The organism is Sinorhizobium sp. RAC02 (genome assembly GCF_001713395.1).
Taxonomy (GTDB): domain Bacteria; phylum Pseudomonadota; class Alphaproteobacteria; order Rhizobiales; family Rhizobiaceae; genus Shinella.
The window spans coordinates 3,768,267-3,783,684 of sequence record NZ_CP016450.1 but is presented as its reverse complement, the minus strand read 5'-3'; the positions used below and the strand labels follow the sequence as shown (position 1 = coordinate 3,783,684).

Below are 15,418 nucleotides of genomic sequence, written 5' to 3'. Positions count from 1 at the left end.
GGGCAGATCACCCCACCGCTTCGAAGACGGCGACGCTGGCGCCATAGACCGTGGCGGCGCCTTCGGCGGGATGTTGGGCGAAGGCATCATCCTCGGCCCCCGTATCGAGCACGCGCGTCCACGCCTTGATGCCGTTCACCTCCGGAAGCTTCACCTGGCAATCGCCGCCGGCATTGACGACGATAAACAACTGGTCCGGCCCCTCGCCATTCGCCGGCTTCGACACGAAGAGGCCGAGCGCATGCAGATTACCGTCTTCCCAGGCACCGTCATCCATGAAGGCGCCATCGGGCTTGTACCAGGCGATGTCGATCGTGCCGTCCTCTGCGGGATCGCCCGTGAGGAACCGTTCCTGCCGCAGCGCCGGATGGGCTTTCCGGAAGGCGATCGCCCCCTTGCAGAAGGCGAGGAACGGATCGTCAAGACCGCTCCAGTCGGTCCAGCCGATCGCGTTGTCCTGGCAGTAAACATTGTTGTTGCCGTTCTGGCTGTTGCCGAGTTCGTCGCCACCGAGCAACATGGGCACACCCTGGCTCAGCATCAGCGTCGCAATCATGTTGCGCCGGCGGCGGGCACGGGCGGAGAGGATGTTCTGGTCCTCCGTCGGGCCCTCGGCCCCCATATTGTGCGAATGGTTGTCGGAATGGCCGTCGCGGTTGTCTTCGCCATTCGCCTCATTGTGCTTGCCGTCATAGGAGACGGTGTCCATCAGCGTGAAGCCGTCATGGGCACTTAAGAGGTTGATCGACGAGGTGGCGCCGCGGTCCGAATGGTTGAACTGCGGTGCAGAACCGGCCAGCCGAGCCGCAACATCCGACACCAGCCCGCCATCCCCCTTCCAGAAGCGCCGCACATCGTCGCGGTACTTGTCGTTCCACTCGCGGAATGGATGCGGGAAACCGCCGACCTGATAGCCGCCGTCACCCACGTCCCAGGGCTCAGCGATCAGCTTCACACCGGACAGCATCGGGTCCTGCCGGATCGCATCGAAGAACGTACCGTCACGATCGAACTCGATATGCCGGGTGCGACCGAGCGTGCTGGCAAGGTCGAAGCGGAAACCATCGACATGCATGACGCCGACCCAGTAGCGCAGGCTGTCGAGCACCATGCGCAATACCATGGGATGGGCGATATTGACGGTGTTGCCGGTACCGGTCGTGTCGTAGCTGTGGCGCAGGTCGTCCGGCGACAGGCGGTAGTAGCTCAGATTGTCGAGGCCGCGGAAACTCAGCGTCGGTCCACGCTCAGAGCCTTCGGCGGTGTGGTTGTAGACGACGTCCATGATCACCTCGATGCCGGCGGCATGGAAGCGTTTGACCATGGTCTTGAATTCGGTGACGGCGCGGCCGGAGAGGAACCGCGGCTGCGGCGCGAAGAAGCCGAGCGTCTGATAACCCCAATAGTTGCGCAGGCCCTTTTCCAGCAGATAACGATCATCCGGGAAGTACTGGATAGGCAGGAGTTCGATGGCGGAAATACCGAGATCGACGAGATGCTCGATGATGGGATCGCTCGCCATGCCCATGAAGGTGCCGCGCAGCTCTTCCGGCACGCCGGGATGGGTCATCGTCATGCCGCGCACATGCGCCTCATAGATGATCGTTTCGGTCCATTGCCGGCGGATCGCCGCGTCGCCCGCCCAGTCGAAGTCCGGATCCTGCACCACGCCCTTCACCATGAAGGGCGCGCTGTCGCGCTCATCAAAGGACAGGTCTTCCGCCGGGTCACCGATGCGGTAGCCATAGAGCGCGTCGTCCCACTGGATTTCGCCGAGGATCTGCTTGGCATAGGGGTCGAGCAGCAGCTTGTTCGGGTTGAAGCGGTGGCCTGCTTTCGGGTCATAGGGGCCGTGGGCGCGGTAGCCATAGATCGTGCCGGGCTTCAGGCCGGCAATGTAGCCGGACCAGATGTCGCCTTCGCGCTTGGGCAGCGGCAGGCGGGCGGTCTCTTCCTTGCCGTCCTCACTGAAGAGACACAGTTCCATCTGCTCCGCATGGGCGGAAAAGACCGCGAAATGCGTGCCCTCCCCGGTGAATTCGGCGCCAAGCTCCGGCTTCATGAAATCGAGTTCGGAAAACGAATAGCTCATGCGGTCTGTCCCCTTCGGTCGAGCAACGCGCCGTCGGAACGAGGGCCGTCATCGCCATCGCTTCATCGCGCCGGTACGACGAACCTTCGTCGAAAGAACGGGAGGCATCTTTATCGCGGCCCGAGAAAGCGATGGTGCAACGCGAAAAGAACCGGATTGTTCCGGAACTTTTTCACAGCCAGCCGGTTCCGCTTGTGATTGACCCGCACAGAGGAAGCCGATGACACAGCCGTCACCGACGCCAAGAACCTGGGGCCCGAGCGTGTTGGCGGATGGCAGGGTGCGGTTCCGTCTCTGGGCACCCGCCGAGAAGAGGATCGTCCTCCTTGCGGGTGCACGGGAGATTTCAATGCAGGCGGACGGCGACGGCTGGCATATGGTTGAAACCAACATTGTCCACCCGGGCGACACCTACAGTTTCCGGCTTTCTGACGGCACAGACATTCCCGATCCCGCCTCCCACGCCCAGGAGGACGACGTCGAGGGACCATCCACCCTTGTCCATCATGACGGCTATGCTTGGAGCAATACCGGGTGGACGGGGCGCCCGTGGGAAGAAGCGGTCGCCTATGAGTTGCATATCGGTGCATTCACGCCGGAAGGCACCTTCCGGGCCGCCATCGACCGCCTGCCGCATCTCCGCCATATCGGCATTACGGCAATCGAAATCATGCCCGTCGCCCACTTCGCCGGAAAACGCGGCTGGGGCTATGACGGCGTTCTGCACTACGCGCCGCATACGGCCTACGGCATTCCGGACGACTTGAAGGCGCTGGTCGACGCCGCCCACGGCCATGGCATCATGGTCCTGCTCGACGTCGTCTACAATCATTTCGGCCCGGTCGGAAACATCCTGCCACGCATCGCGCCCGCCTTCTTTCACCCCGAACGCCACACACCCTGGGGTGCCGCGCTCGCCTTCGAAAGGGAGCCGGTGCGGCGATATTTCATCGAAAATGCATTGCACTGGCTCATCGATTACCGGTTCGATGGCCTGCGCTTCGACGCAACCGAACAGATCGTCGACGACAGCGAGAGACATATGCTGATCGAACTGGCCGAGACCGTCCGGCAGGCCATGCCGCATCGTCCAGTCCATCTCGTCGTCGAGGACCAGACGAGCCGCAAAAGCCTGCTGAACCGGGATGATGGAATCGTGCATCACTACACGGCGGGCTGGAACGACGAGTTCCACCATGCCCTGCACATCATCGCGACCGGAGAGGGCCAGGGCCACTACGCACCCTTTGCGGAAAACACCGACAATGTGCTCCGGACGGCGACTGCCATGGGGTTCGTGCACGCGGATCGTACGCAGGATCGGGTCGGGCCGGCACCTCAGGACCGCCTGCCGCCACAGGTCAACGTCAACTTCCTGCACAACCACGACCAGGTCGGCAACCGTGCGTTCGGCGAACGGCTGTCGGTCCTCACCGATCCGATGCTTCTGAATGTCATGACGGCCCTTCTGCTGCTTGCCCCGCCGATACCGATGCTCTTCATGGGCGAAGAATTCGGCGAGCAGCAGCCGTTCTTCTTTTTCACCGATTTCGAAGGAGAGCTTGCCCACGCGGTAAAGCAGGGGCGCAAGGCAGAAGCGGAGAAATTCGGCGGCATGCCCGAGCGCAAGACCGTGCACGACCTGCCGGATCCCGGCGCCGAAGACACCTTTCAGCGCTCGAAACTCGACTGGTCCCGCCCGATGTCCCCCGACGGCAGGCGACAGACGGATTTCGTCAGGGAGTTGATCCGGCTTCGCCGGGAGCATGTCGTGCCGCTGCTCGCCGGCCCGGGAACGGCCGTGCCACATATCCTGCCCGCGGAAGACGGCATTTTAGCCGTGGACTGGCGCTTCCATGAGGCAACGCTCGGCATTCGCGCAAACTTTGCGAAGAAAGAGACGCCGTGGCCGGCGATGGAAGGCGAGACGATTTTTGCGGTTTCCAATGGCACCGCAGCCGGCCCGTCGATCATCGTCGCCATCGACCGTTCCCGACCTTAGCGCGATGGAACCAATGGCACGTTCGTCTGTTCTTGAAACAATTGTCAGAAAGAGGTCCCCATGCTCATCGGCGACATCATGACCCGCAATGTCCATCTCGTGCGGCCGGAGGAAACCCTGCACTATGCCGCAGGGCTGATGGCGCAGTGGGACATCGCCTTCCTGCCGGTCGCCGACGCCAGCGGCCTTGTCGGCACCCTGACGGATCGCGACATCATCCTTCGCGCCGTCGCACCGGGTCTCGACGCCGGAACCACCAAGGTCAGCGACATCATGACGAGCAACATCACCTACTGTTACGACGACGAGGAACTGGACGGCGTGTTGAGCAACATGCAGACCCTGCAGTTGCGCCGCCTTGCCGTGCTCGACCGGCAGGAACGGCTGACGGGCGTCGTTTCGCGGACCGACTTCACACGACATGGGGCGTAAATCAGCCCGATGGAACAAATGGGGATGATATGCGTTTAGGGCGCGGCTGAAACCCGCACTCCCAGGGCCTTATGACATATCCCGCCTCGACCTATCGCCTCCAGTTCCGAAACGGCATGGACTTCGGGAGGGCGCGTCAACTTGTGCCCTATCTCTGTGAACTGGGCATCAGCCACCTCTATGCCTCGCCCATCATGACTGCGGCCACCGGGTCTACCCATGGCTATGATATGACCCGGGCGGACGAAATCGACCCTGCCCTCGGGGGCCTTGACGGCCTGCGTGCGCTTGCCGGCGCTCTTCATGAACGCGGCATCGGTCTCATCCTCGATATCGCTCCCAATCACATGGCCGCGAGCCTGGAAAATCCCTGGTGGCGCAGCGTGGTGACATGGGGTGCGGAAAGCCCCTTTTCGCACCATTTCGATATCGACTGGTCGCAGAAACTAACGCTTCCCTTCCTGGGCAAGGGTTTCGAGGAGGAGTTGTCCGAAGGCGCCATCCGCCTCGCTCTCGATCCAGAACGCGACGTGCTCGCACTCCGCTATTACGACAGCGTCTATCCGCTAAATCCGCAAACCTACCGGGATGTGCTGGACGGTTACGACACCCTCGCCATCACGGCAGATCCGAAGAGCGACCCGGACGGCAAGACGATCCTTTCGTCCGCGCTGACGCCCGCGGACGCGCGCCCCGCGTTGGAAAGACACCTCGCCGCCGTTTCCGCCGATCCCACCCGCATGGCTGCCATCCACGCAGCACAGCCATGGCGTCTGACGGACTGGAGAACGGCAAGCCGTCATCTCAGCTACCGCCGTTTCTTCGAAATCGCCGGCCTCGTGGGGCTGCGCGTCGCGGAACAACACGTCTTCGACGACAGCCACCGCTTGATCCTCGACCTCGTGCAGGACGGCACGGTGGATGGCCTGCGCATCGACCATATCGATGGCCTTGCCGATCCGCAGGGCTATCTGGAGCGCCTGCGCACCGCCGTTGGCCCGGATGTCTACATCGTCGTCGAGAAGATCCTGGAGAAAAGCGAACCCTTTGCAACGGAATGGCCTGTCCAAGGCACGACGGGCTACGAATTCATCACAGCCCTTGCGGATGCGCTGGTCGATGAACGTGAAGGCGGCCGGCTGGCGCAGGCCTTCCAACCGTTGAAGGGCGAGGAGCACCGGGGAAACTATGGGCAGGAGATGCGGGCCAGCAAGCGGCAGATGCTCTCGGACAATTTCACGGGCGAGGTCCGCCGCGTCACGCTCCTGGCGAAAGGCATGGCCGACCACGCCAATGCCGACCTCTCCCGCAGCACGCTTGCGGAAGCGATCTGCGCCCTGATCATCGCGCTCCCCGTCTACCGCACCTACCTGACGGCGACGACCGGCATCACCGAGCGCGACCGCCAGCTTCTGGCATCGGCACGGCTCGACGCGCAGGAGGGCGTGCGCCCGGAGGTCCGCGAGGCGATCGATTTCATCTGGGAGCTGCTCGCCGACGACAAGACCTGCAACACGATGCCCGACTGCGTGGAATTTCGCACCCGCTTCCAGCAACTCACCGGCCCGATCATGGCCAAGGCGCTGGAGGACACGCTCTTCTACCGCGAAAACGCCTTCATCGCGCTGAACGAGGTCGGCGGCGATCCGGGCAAGTCGACCGGCGGCCCCGCAGCCTTCCACGCTGCCATGCAGGCGCGCGCGGAAGCGCTGCCACACAGCCTGTCGGCGACCTCGACCCACGATACCAAAAGGGGAGAGGATGCCCGCGCACGCCTGTACACGCTGAGCGAGGCATCGGACCGGTGGATCGCCGCGACACAACGCTGGTCCTCGCTCAATGCCCGGTTTCGTCGGTCGCATGGCGAACGGCAGGTTCCGGAACCTGATGTGGAATGGCTGATCTATCAGGCGCTCGCCGGCATCTGGCCGACGAGCGGACTTGACGATCCTGCGGCAATCGGTGTGCTTGGCGAACGGATGAAGGCGTATATCGAAAAGGCGTTGCGTGAAGCGAAGATCGGCTCGAACTGGGCCGCGCCGGATATCGACTATGAAAAAAAGGCGGCCGGTTTCGTCGACGACCTGCTGCGGCACGATGCATTTCTCGACGATTTCAACGAAACCCTGTCACCCTTCATCAATGCCGGCTTGATGAACTCACTGGCTCAAACGCTGATCAAGCTCACGGCGCCGGGCATTCCCGACATTTATCAGGGCAGCGAGCGCAGCGACTTTTCGCTTGTTGATCCTGACAATCGGCCCCTGCTCGATGTCGTTTCTCTGCGTGTGCCGGAGAAACCCCAGCCCTATCGAACGCATTTCATGGACTACAAACAATGGCTGGCCGCCACCGTGCTCGCCGCGCGAAACGAGCGCTCTGATCTGTTCACCGGACCCTACATGCCGCTCGGCTTTTCCGATGGCGACCAACAGGCACTGGCCTTCCTGCGCGGCACGCCGGAGGCTTTTGCCATAACGATCGTCCCGCGGCTGACGTTCGGAAGGACGCTGCCGAATGCGCTGTGCCTGATGGATGACGCGGCATTCGGTATCTCGCTCTTGCTTCCCCCGGCTTTCGAGGGCCGCGCCGTACGGTCCGTCCTGGACGGTCGCACGCTGACGCTTGGCCGTGAACTTCCGCTTGCCGAAGCCCTCGCATCCGAACCGGTCGCCCTGCTTCTCAGCGACTAGAGCATGTTCAGCCGAAGCGGGATCGCTTTAGCGGATTTCCCGCGCCAAGGCCTGGAGCCGCGTGAAAGCATCGTAGCGCCTTGCGTGAAGGGCGACCGTATCGCCGCTGGCTGGGTAGTAGGTGCGATCCGTCGCCGAAAGTGCTGCCATCGCCGCGCGGACATCCGAAAAAGCCCCGCCAGCCACACTGCCGAGAATGGCAGCACCAAGCAGAACCGGCTCCTCCGCCTTCGTCGCAAGCAGCGGTTTTCCCGTCGCGTCGGCGAGAAGCTGGCGGACGAGATCGAGCTGGCCGGCACCGCCGCTGATGACGATCTTGTCGATCGGCGCGCCGGCCGCTGCCTGCGTTTCGATGATCTGGCGAAGGCCGTAGCCGATGCCGCAGAGCCCGGCGATGTAGAGCGAGACCAGATTGTCGAGGCCGCGCTCCATGCCGAGACCGACAATGGCTGCACGGGCATGCGGATCGGCAAAGGGTGCACGGTTCCCGAGGAATTCGGGTACGACGTGCAGGCCGTCTGCCAAGGCAACAACGGCGGAGAGCGTTTCAGCCCTTTCAGATGCCAGGTCGGCAAGCAGGACAGGGAGCGAGACGCCGCGCGTCTTTGCCAATGCAGACGCTTCGCCAGCTGCGGGATGAAAGGAGAGGAGCTGTTCTATCGCCGCACCAGCCGCCGACTGTCCGCCCTCGTTCAACCACATGCCCGGCACCATCGCCGAGAAATACGGTCCCCACACACCTGGCACGAAGACCGGCTCATGGGTCGAAGTCATGGTGCAGGAGGACGTGCCGAAGACGTAACCGAGATTGTTTTCCGGCGGGCCATCGACGCCGACGGTCCCGATGCCGCCCGCATGGGCATCGATCATGCCGGCTGCGACGGGCGTGCCGGCTGCAAGGCCGAGGTCTGCCGCCGCCTGCTCCGTCAGGCCGTTGCCAAGTGGCGTACCCGGCTCGACGACATGCTGGCCGATACGGGCAAAATCCTCGTCCGCCAAAATGCCGAGGCCGACGCCGTGGAAATAGGTGGGGTCCCAGCGCTTCTCATGCGCCAGATAGGTCCATTTGCAGGTCACCGTGCAGGTCGAGCGGGCAAGATCGCCCGTTGCGCGCCAAGTGAGGAAATCGGCGAGGTCGAAGAACTGCCAGGCTGCGTCGAAAACCTGCGGGCGGTTTTCCTTCAGCCACAGCAGCTTCGGTGTCTCCATTTCCGGCGAGATGCGGCCGCCGACATAGCGCAGCACCTCGTGGCCCTGCGCATTGATACGCTCGACCTGATCGACCGCGCGATGGTCCATCCAGACGACGATGTTACGTTCCGGATCCTCCGACGGGCCGACCGGCAGCGGCGCACCACCCTTGCCGAGCACGACCAGCGAGCAGGTCGCATCGAAGCCGATGCCGGCGATCTGCTCGGGTGCAACACCTGCCTTGCCGACGGCCTCGCGCACGGCGGCGCAGACTGCGGCCCAGATTTCGGTGCTCGACTGTTCGACCATCGCGCCCGCCGCGCGGAACAGCGAAATGTCGCGTTTTCCCGAGGCCAGCATGTGGCCGGTGAGGTCAAACAGGCCGGCTCTGGCGCTTCCCGTGCCGACATCGACGCCGACAAGGTAGCGTTCGCCGCCCGCGGGGCGTGCGGAGGAAATGTTGCTCATGGGTCTACCGCCTGCAATCAGAAATGTTTGATGCGGGCGACGTCATGCCGCCCGCCGTTTCGTCTCAGAGATCGACGCTGTTGGGCAGGATCACCAGGTCGCGGATCGTCACGTTGCGCGGCCGCGTCAGCATGAAGAGCACGGCATCGGCCACTTCCTTCGGCTGCATCAGGCTGCCATTGGCGAGCGCCTCATCCATCTTCTCCTTCGGCCAGTCGTCGAGCAGCGCCGTCACTACCGGCCCCGGCAGGACCGCGCCGACGCGCACGCCGTGCTGCGCCACCTGACGCCGCGTCGAATGCACGAAGGCCTGAACCGCGAATTTCGAGGCGGTGTAGATCGGCTCCCAGACGACAGGCACGACACCGGCAATCGAGCTGGTGAACAGGATATCACCCGTTTTCTTCTCGATCATGTAGGGCAGAACCGCATGGACCGAGCGGAAGGCCGCATTGATATTGAGGTTGAGCATGCGGTCCCAGGCATCCGGATCGCCCTCCGCCACAGGCCCGCCGATGTAGGCGCCGGCATTGGCGTGGAAGACGTCGAGTCCACCGGCAATCTCGAGGATGCGCGGCAGCATGCCCGATACTTCGGACGGCTTCAGCAGATCGACGACGAGCGGCAGGGCGTTGGGGCCGAGCTCCTTGCAGAGCTGTTCCAGCTTGTCCTGCGCACGATCGACGAGCACCACCTTCGCCCCTTCGGCAAGCAGCGTGCGGGCACATTCGAGGCCGATGCCGGATGCGGCACCGGTGATGGCGGCAATCTTGCCCTTCATGAGATCAGCCATGGTAAAAACTCCATTCCAGTGGTGTTACGCGCGGCCGTGGCTGACACGGGAGCGACGGGCAAGCGAATCGACGATAACAGCGATGGCAAGAACACCGCCGGTGATCATGTAGCGCAGCGAGGAACTCAGATTGAGCAGCGTCAGGCCATTGGAGATCGCCTGGATGACGATGATGCCGAGCAGAGCCGAATAGGCACTGCCGCGTCCGCCGAACAGGCTGGTGCCGCCGATGACCGCAGCCGCGATGGCATTGAGGTTGACGTCGCCCGTCCCGGCCTGCTGGCTGGACGAAGCAAGGCGCGAGGCCGAAAGGATGCCGCCGAGTGCGGCGAGCGTCGAGCAGAGCATGAAGGCGCTCATATAGATGCGGCGAACATTGATGCCCGAGCGCCGCGCGGCTTCCTTGTTGCCACCGACGGCGAACATCGAGCGGCCCCACTTGGTGCGCGTCAGCCCGTAGTTGAGGAGGACGGCAAGCGCCACGAACAGCGCAAACATCCACGGAATGCCGCGGCCGAGATTGAGATAGAAGACGGCGGCTTCCAGCGCGACGGTCAGCACGACGGCCTTGAGGATCAGCGCCTGCATCGGCTGGGCCGACAGGTTCGCGGCAAGGCGCTGGGTTCGGGCGCGCAGCCCCCGGCCGACCATGACAAGGCCGGGCACAAGCGCCAGCATGTAGGAGAGCCAGTCCGGCATGATGAGAATCTGGCCGAAGCGCACGAGCGGCGAGGCATAGGGCAGGTTGATCGAACCCGTCGGGCCGAGGATGTAGAGCTGCAGGCCGAGCAGCGCCAAGAGGCCGGCAAGCGTCGCGACGAAGCTCGGCATGCCCAGCCGGTTGTAGAGCGTCGCATAGAGGAGGCCGACGCCCGCACCGACAACGAGGGCGGCAAGAATGGCGCCGACGATCGGCCAGCCCTGGTTCACCCAGAGCACACCGACCATGGCCGAGGCGAGACCGCTCATCGAGCCGACGGAAAGGTCGATTTCACCGAGTACCAGCACACAGACGATGCCGAGCGAGATGACGCCGACCGTGGCGCAATCGAACAGCAGGTTCACCAGATTATTGGGCGCAAGGAAGATCGGGTTGAGCGCCGAGAAGACGACGGAGATGACGACGAGGCCGACGGCGACCGGCAGCATGCCGAGATCGCCGGAGCGCACGCGGTCAAAAAAGCCTTTCACCATGGCGGCGAGGCTATCGTCGTGGCGCACACGCTCATCGCTGCGGTCCAGCGTCGGCTGGGTATTGCTGGAAGGGTTCTGGCTCATGCGGCTCCCCCATTGTTTTCGTGAGCGTGGATTTCCTGGACGTGACCGGACTTGCGGTCGGCGCGGCGCGAAACGGAGTTGTCCGTTGCACCCGTGATGGCGGAGACGAGCTCCTGGTTCGACGAATCCGGCGTGAAGACACCGTTGTTGCGGCCGAGCCGGAGCACGACGATGCGGTCTGCAACGGCGCGAACGTCTTCCATATTGTGGCTGATGATGATGACGCCGAGGCCGCGGTCGCGCACCCGTTCGATGAGGTTCAGCACTTCGGCGGTCTGTGCGACGCCAAGGGCTGCCGTCGGCTCGTCCAGCATGATGAGCCGCGGATTGAGCAGCAGCGAGCGCGCGATGGCGACGGTCTGTCGCTGGCCGCCGGAGAGCGAGGCGATCGGCTCCCGGACGGAGGGAATGCGCGCGGCAAGCTCGCGCAGCAGCGTCCAGGCGCGCACTTCCATGGCAACTTCGTCGAGCGCCCAGGGCGACATTTCATGCCCGAGGAAGAGATTGGCCACGACATCGAGGTTTTCGCAGAGCGCAAGATCCTGGAAGACGGTGGCAATGCCGAGCTCCAGCGCCTTGGCGGGGCTGTCGAGCGTCACCGGCTGGCCGCAGAATTCGATCGTGCCGGAGGATGCCTGGTGCACACCGGCCAGCACCTTGACCAGCGTCGACTTGCCGGCGCCATTGTCGCCGACCAGCGCGACGACTTCGCCGGCCTTCACGTCGAGATCGATATCCGTCAACGCGGACACGGCGCCGAAATTCTTGGATATGCCGCTCAGGCGCAGCACCGATTCCCCCTTGGCAGGGATATTTTGAAGCATGGCTGTCATGGCCCTGGAACCTCTAGGCTGACCTCGACTATCGGGGTGTCCGGCCGCGTCAACGGCCGGACACCTGATGGGCTGGATTAGTTGATGATGCCGAGTTTGCGGCAACCTTCAACATATTCGCCGGTGCAGACTTCTTCCGGCTTGTTGATGCCCTTGTCGAAGATTTCGGCCTTGATGTTCTCCGCCGTCACCACCGCCGGTACGAACAGCTGCGACGGCGTTTCGTAGAGCTTGTGGGTCGCTTCCGGGGTTTCGCCCTTGAGCAGCTTCACCGCCACGCCGGCCGCAGCCGCCGCGACGATTTCGGAGGGCTTGGAGATCGTGTTGTACTGGTCGCCCGAGATGATCAGCTGAAGCGCTGCGATCGTCGCGTCATTGCCGGTGACCGGTGGCATGACCTTGACGCCGGCTGCCTTCAGCGCCGCGATGGCGCCGCCGCCCGTGCCGTCGTTTGCCGCGACGATGCCGGTGATCTGGTCGCCGAAGCGGGTGATCTGGCCGGCCGCCCATTCCTGCGCCTTCGGCGGCGCCCAGTCCGGCGTGTCGAATTCGGCGAGCGTCTTGTAGGGCGAAGCGTCGAGTGCGGAATCGATGCCGTCGCGGATGAGGCCGGCAGCCGCATCGGTCGGCGAACCGTTGATCTGGAGAACGCCGGCACCGTCCGGAACACCCTTGGCCTTCAGGTGGCCGACCAGCGACTGCGCGATGGCCTTGCCGATGCCCTGGTTGTCGAAGGAGACGTAGTAGTCGGCCGGCTTGTCGGGGATCGGGCGGTCATAGGCGATGACCTTGACGTCCTGCGACTGGGCGATTTCGACAAGCCCTGCGGCAGCGGCGGAATCGACCGGGTCGAGCACGATGACCTTGGCGCCCTGCGCGATCACCGAGTTGAACTGCTGCTGCTGGAGTGCCACGTCGGCATTGGCGTTCTGGTAGATCACCGTGCAGCTCGGGCAAAGCTTCTCCATCTCGGCCTTGAAGCCGGGATAGTCGTGCTGCTCATAGCGGGTCGAAGCCTGGTCGGGCATCAGGAAGGCGACGGTTGCGTTTTCCTGAGCGAAAGCGGCGCTGCCGAGCGACAGGGCGAGGCCGGTCGATGCGAGCAGAAGGGTAAGCGTTTTCATTGGGTTCCTCCACGGTTGATTTTCAATTCGGTTCGCCGGCGACCTCAAGCCGCCAAGGGCAACAGAACCGACGCAGTCCGAGCGCCAAAGCGCGCAGTTCATCGTTCGCTGCAGGGATGCCGCAACGTCCGGTTCGTCGATGCTCCGTCTGACTCCTCCCTTGGGTCAGCCTTGCTGTTCAGGCAACTTCATCGATGGAGCATGCTTGCTCAATCGATGAAGCAAGAATTGCCACCAATCCCCATTGGTGTCAAGGTGGCTCTCGAAATGGAGATGAAATGTGAATCGGACGACGCAGACGAAACGGACGACGATCTATGATCTGGCGGAACTGGCGGGCACCTCGGCCAGTGCCGTGAGTGCTGTCCTGAACGGCAACTGGAAGAAGCGCCGCATCAGCGCCAAGCTCGCCGAAAAGATCACCAAGCTCGCCGAAGAGCAGGGCTACGCCCTCAACATGCAGGCGAGCGTGTTGCGCCGCGACCGCTCGAAAATCATCGGCATGATCGTGCCGAAATACGATAACCGCTATTTCGGCTCGATCGTCGAGCAGTTCGAGGCACTGGCCCGCGCGCGCGGCCTCTTTCCGATCATCACCTGCACGATGCGCGATCCGGCGCTGGAGCTCGAAGCGGCGCGCGCCATGCTGTCCTACCAGGTCGATTGCCTGGTCGCGACCGGCGCGACGGACCCCGACCGCGTCATGGACCTCTGCGCCGCCGCCGGCGTGCGCACCATCAACCTCGACCTGCCCGGCTCCCGCGCACCCTCCGTTATCTCCGACAACTACGGCGGTGCGCTGGAACTGACGCGGCGCGTGCTCGCCAATTGCGAGAAGGAATATGGCGAGAAGACACCCCTGCTCTTCGTCGGCGGCCGTGGCTCGGATCACAACACGATGGAACGTGTGCGCGGTTTTCGCGACGCCCATGCCGAAGCCGGCGTCACGGTCGACGAAACGCTGGTGCAGACCTGCGGCTACGCCCCCGAAAAGGCGGAAAACGCCATGCAGCAGCTGGCCGAACGGACGAGCAATCTGCCTCGCGGCATGTTCGTCAACTCGACGATTTCGCTGGAAGGCGTGATGCGCTGGATCCGCCGCTCCGGCCACTATGCCGACCGGGTGCCGCAACTCGGCTGCTTCGACTGGGATCCGTTCGTCGCCATGCTGGGCGACCATATCGAGATGGTGCGGCAGGACGTGCCGAAAATGCTGGAGGCCGTGTTCGGCATCATCGATTCCGGTGCCACGGACATCACGGTGGTCCAAATCCCGCCGATCGTCGAGAAGATCGGCTAGAGCAATTCCAGTGAATGTGCCCTAGGGCCGCGGCCTGGCCGTGGATGTTCGCACGACGAGAGGGCCATCGATCTTGAAGGTCATCGCCCGGGTCTGCTTGCCGTGCACGGCCATGTCGATCAGGATTTCCGCCGCCTTCTGGCCCATCTCATAGTTCGGCAGAACCAGTGTCGAGAGCGGCGGATGGGTGTAGCGCGCCAGTTCCTGGTCGTCGTAGCCCATGACGGAAAGGTCATCCGGCACACGCAGCCCCTTTTCCTGCGCGGCCTCCATCACGCCGATCGCCATGAGATCGTTGCCGCAGAGGATGGCAGTCGGCGGATTGGCCATGGACAGCAATTCCAGTCCCGCCTCATAGCCGCGCAACGGCAGCCAGTCGCCGTCGCGCACGAGGCTTTCATCGAAGGCGATGTCGGCCGTGGCGAGCGCCTGCTTGTAGCCCTTGAGGCGGTCGATCGCGGCATCCATCCACGGCTCGCCATTGATGAAGCCGATGCGCTTGTGACCGAGCGACGTCAGATGCGCCGTTGCCGCAAAACCACCCGCCACCTCCCCCGGCACGATCGCCACCTGCTGGCGCGGCTCCGCATAGCAGTTGAGCAGCACGGTGGGCAGGGCGTTCAGTTCAGGCGGCATATGCACCTTGCGGGTGAAGATGGTCGCGTAGATCACGCCGACGATCGACGGATCGCGTAGCACCGAGCGCAGCACCGCCTGTTCGAGATCCGGATTGGAACGGGTCGCATGCGCCGAAACCAGAAAGCCCTGCTCGAAGGCATAGTCGCGGATGCCATCCAGACTGACGACGGGATGGGGGCTGGTCGAGATTTCATCAACGATGAAGGCGATCGTGTCCTTCTCGACCACCGGGGTCGCGGCGACCGCGCCGCGGGTCGCCGGCAGTTTATAACCGATTTTATGAGCAGCCTCGCGCACTTTCTGCTGCGTTTCCGGCGAGATGCGCGAGCCGGACATTTCATTGAGCACGAGTGAGACGCTGGACTGGGAAACCCCGGCTATACGGGCGATGTCCGTCATCGTCGGGCGCCCGCTGCCCTCTTTATCCGAATTGCGCCCGTGTCCCCTGGCCATGCACTGTCCCTCGCCCCTCGGCGTGCTTTGCACTGCACGCGGATTTTTTGCAAGTGCTCATAATTTTGGCTCTTGACTGCTAATATTATTAGCGCAAGATTTGCGCATGTGAAGCACAAA

At 63.4% G+C, this 15,418-nt stretch carries 11 protein-coding genes; 4 read left to right on the top strand and 7 right to left on the bottom strand.

Annotation, left to right across the window (positions count from 1 at the left end):
• Positions 1-7: 7 nt before the first annotated feature.
• Positions 8-2,092: a glycogen debranching protein GlgX gene (gene glgX / locus BSY16_RS18095; protein ID WP_069060955.1), complete on the bottom strand. Its 2,085-nt coding sequence runs from the start codon at positions 2,090-2,092 to the stop codon at positions 8-10.
• A 220-nt stretch (positions 2,093-2,312) separates the two neighbouring features.
• Between glgX and treZ the strand changes: the two genes are divergently transcribed.
• From treZ to treY, 3 genes are all read left to right on the top strand, one after another.
• Positions 2,313-4,094 (top strand): malto-oligosyltrehalose trehalohydrolase, encoded by a 1,782-nt coding sequence (gene treZ / locus BSY16_RS18090; RefSeq protein WP_069060954.1) that lies wholly within the window; start codon positions 2,313-2,315, stop codon positions 4,092-4,094.
• A gap of 60 nt (positions 4,095-4,154) precedes the next feature.
• Positions 4,155-4,526, top strand: coding sequence for a CBS domain-containing protein (locus BSY16_RS18085; RefSeq protein WP_069060953.1), 372 nt, complete (start codon positions 4,155-4,157; stop codon positions 4,524-4,526).
• 71 nt (positions 4,527-4,597) lie between these two features.
• A complete protein-coding gene (treY, locus tag BSY16_RS18080; protein WP_069060952.1) occupies positions 4,598-7,219 on the top strand; it encodes a malto-oligosyltrehalose synthase in 2,622 nt (873 codons plus the stop codon).
• A 27-nt stretch (positions 7,220-7,246) separates the two neighbouring features.
• Here treY and BSY16_RS18075 read toward each other — a convergent pair whose 3' ends face one another.
• The 5 genes from BSY16_RS18075 to BSY16_RS18055 all read right to left on the bottom strand — a co-directional run bounded on the left by BSY16_RS18075 (position 7,247) and on the right by BSY16_RS18055 (position 12,906).
• A complete protein-coding gene (locus BSY16_RS18075) occupies positions 7,247-8,878 on the bottom strand; it encodes an FGGY-family carbohydrate kinase (RefSeq protein WP_069060951.1) in 1,632 nt (543 codons plus the stop codon).
• 64 nt (positions 8,879-8,942) lie between these two features.
• Positions 8,943-9,671: an SDR family oxidoreductase gene (locus BSY16_RS18070; RefSeq protein WP_069060950.1), complete on the bottom strand. Its 729-nt coding sequence runs from the start codon at positions 9,669-9,671 to the stop codon at positions 8,943-8,945.
• Between the two features lie 24 nt (positions 9,672-9,695).
• Positions 9,696-10,949 (bottom strand): sugar ABC transporter permease, encoded by a 1,254-nt coding sequence (locus BSY16_RS18065; RefSeq protein WP_069060949.1) that lies wholly within the window; start codon positions 10,947-10,949, stop codon positions 9,696-9,698.
• Positions 10,946-11,782, bottom strand: coding sequence for an ATP-binding cassette domain-containing protein (locus tag BSY16_RS18060; protein ID WP_069060948.1), 837 nt, complete (start codon positions 11,780-11,782; stop codon positions 10,946-10,948). The genes BSY16_RS18065 and BSY16_RS18060 overlap by 4 nt, the downstream gene beginning before the upstream one ends.
• 77 nt (positions 11,783-11,859) lie before the next feature.
• Positions 11,860-12,906: an ABC transporter substrate-binding protein gene (locus BSY16_RS18055; RefSeq protein WP_069060947.1), complete on the bottom strand. Its 1,047-nt coding sequence runs from the start codon at positions 12,904-12,906 to the stop codon at positions 11,860-11,862.
• Between the two features lie 280 nt (positions 12,907-13,186).
• Here BSY16_RS18055 and BSY16_RS18050 point away from each other — a divergent pair, with 280 nt between their 5' ends.
• Complete coding sequence (locus BSY16_RS18050; RefSeq protein ID WP_069060946.1) at positions 13,187-14,206, top strand: LacI family DNA-binding transcriptional regulator; 1,020 nt, start codon at positions 13,187-13,189, stop codon at positions 14,204-14,206.
• 21 nt (positions 14,207-14,227) lie between these two features.
• Here the strand turns inward: BSY16_RS18050 and BSY16_RS18045 are convergent, their stop codons facing one another.
• A complete protein-coding gene (locus BSY16_RS18045) occupies positions 14,228-15,298 on the bottom strand; it encodes a LacI family DNA-binding transcriptional regulator (RefSeq protein ID WP_069060945.1) in 1,071 nt (356 codons plus the stop codon).
• Between the last annotated feature and the right edge of the window lie 120 nt (positions 15,299-15,418).

What these genes read in the sequence shown, in the direction of transcription:
- BSY16_RS18055 (WP_069060947.1), bottom strand. Translation starts at nt 12,906, where the DNA reads ATGAAAACGCTTACCCTTCTGCTCGCATCGACCGGCCTCGCCCTGTCG.
- BSY16_RS18065 (WP_069060949.1), bottom strand. Translation starts at nt 10,949, where the DNA reads ATGAGCCAGAACCCTTCCAGCAATACCCAGCCGACGCTGGACCGCAGC.
- BSY16_RS18045 (WP_069060945.1), bottom strand. Translation starts at nt 15,298, where the DNA reads ATGGCCAGGGGACACGGGCGCAATTCGGATAAAGAGGGCAGCGGGCGC.
- treZ (WP_069060954.1), top strand. Translation starts at nt 2,313, where the DNA reads ATGACACAGCCGTCACCGACGCCAAGAACCTGGGGCCCGAGCGTGTTG.
- BSY16_RS18060 (WP_069060948.1), bottom strand. Translation starts at nt 11,782, where the DNA reads ATGACAGCCATGCTTCAAAATATCCCTGCCAAGGGGGAATCGGTGCTG.
- BSY16_RS18070 (WP_069060950.1), bottom strand. Translation starts at nt 9,671, where the DNA reads ATGGCTGATCTCATGAAGGGCAAGATTGCCGCCATCACCGGTGCCGCA.
- BSY16_RS18075 (WP_069060951.1), bottom strand. Translation starts at nt 8,878, where the DNA reads ATGAGCAACATTTCCTCCGCACGCCCCGCGGGCGGCGAACGCTACCTT.
- BSY16_RS18085 (WP_069060953.1), top strand. Translation starts at nt 4,155, where the DNA reads ATGCTCATCGGCGACATCATGACCCGCAATGTCCATCTCGTGCGGCCG.
- treY (WP_069060952.1), top strand. Translation starts at nt 4,598, where the DNA reads ATGACATATCCCGCCTCGACCTATCGCCTCCAGTTCCGAAACGGCATG.
- glgX (WP_069060955.1), bottom strand. Translation starts at nt 2,092, where the DNA reads ATGAGCTATTCGTTTTCCGAACTCGATTTCATGAAGCCGGAGCTTGGC.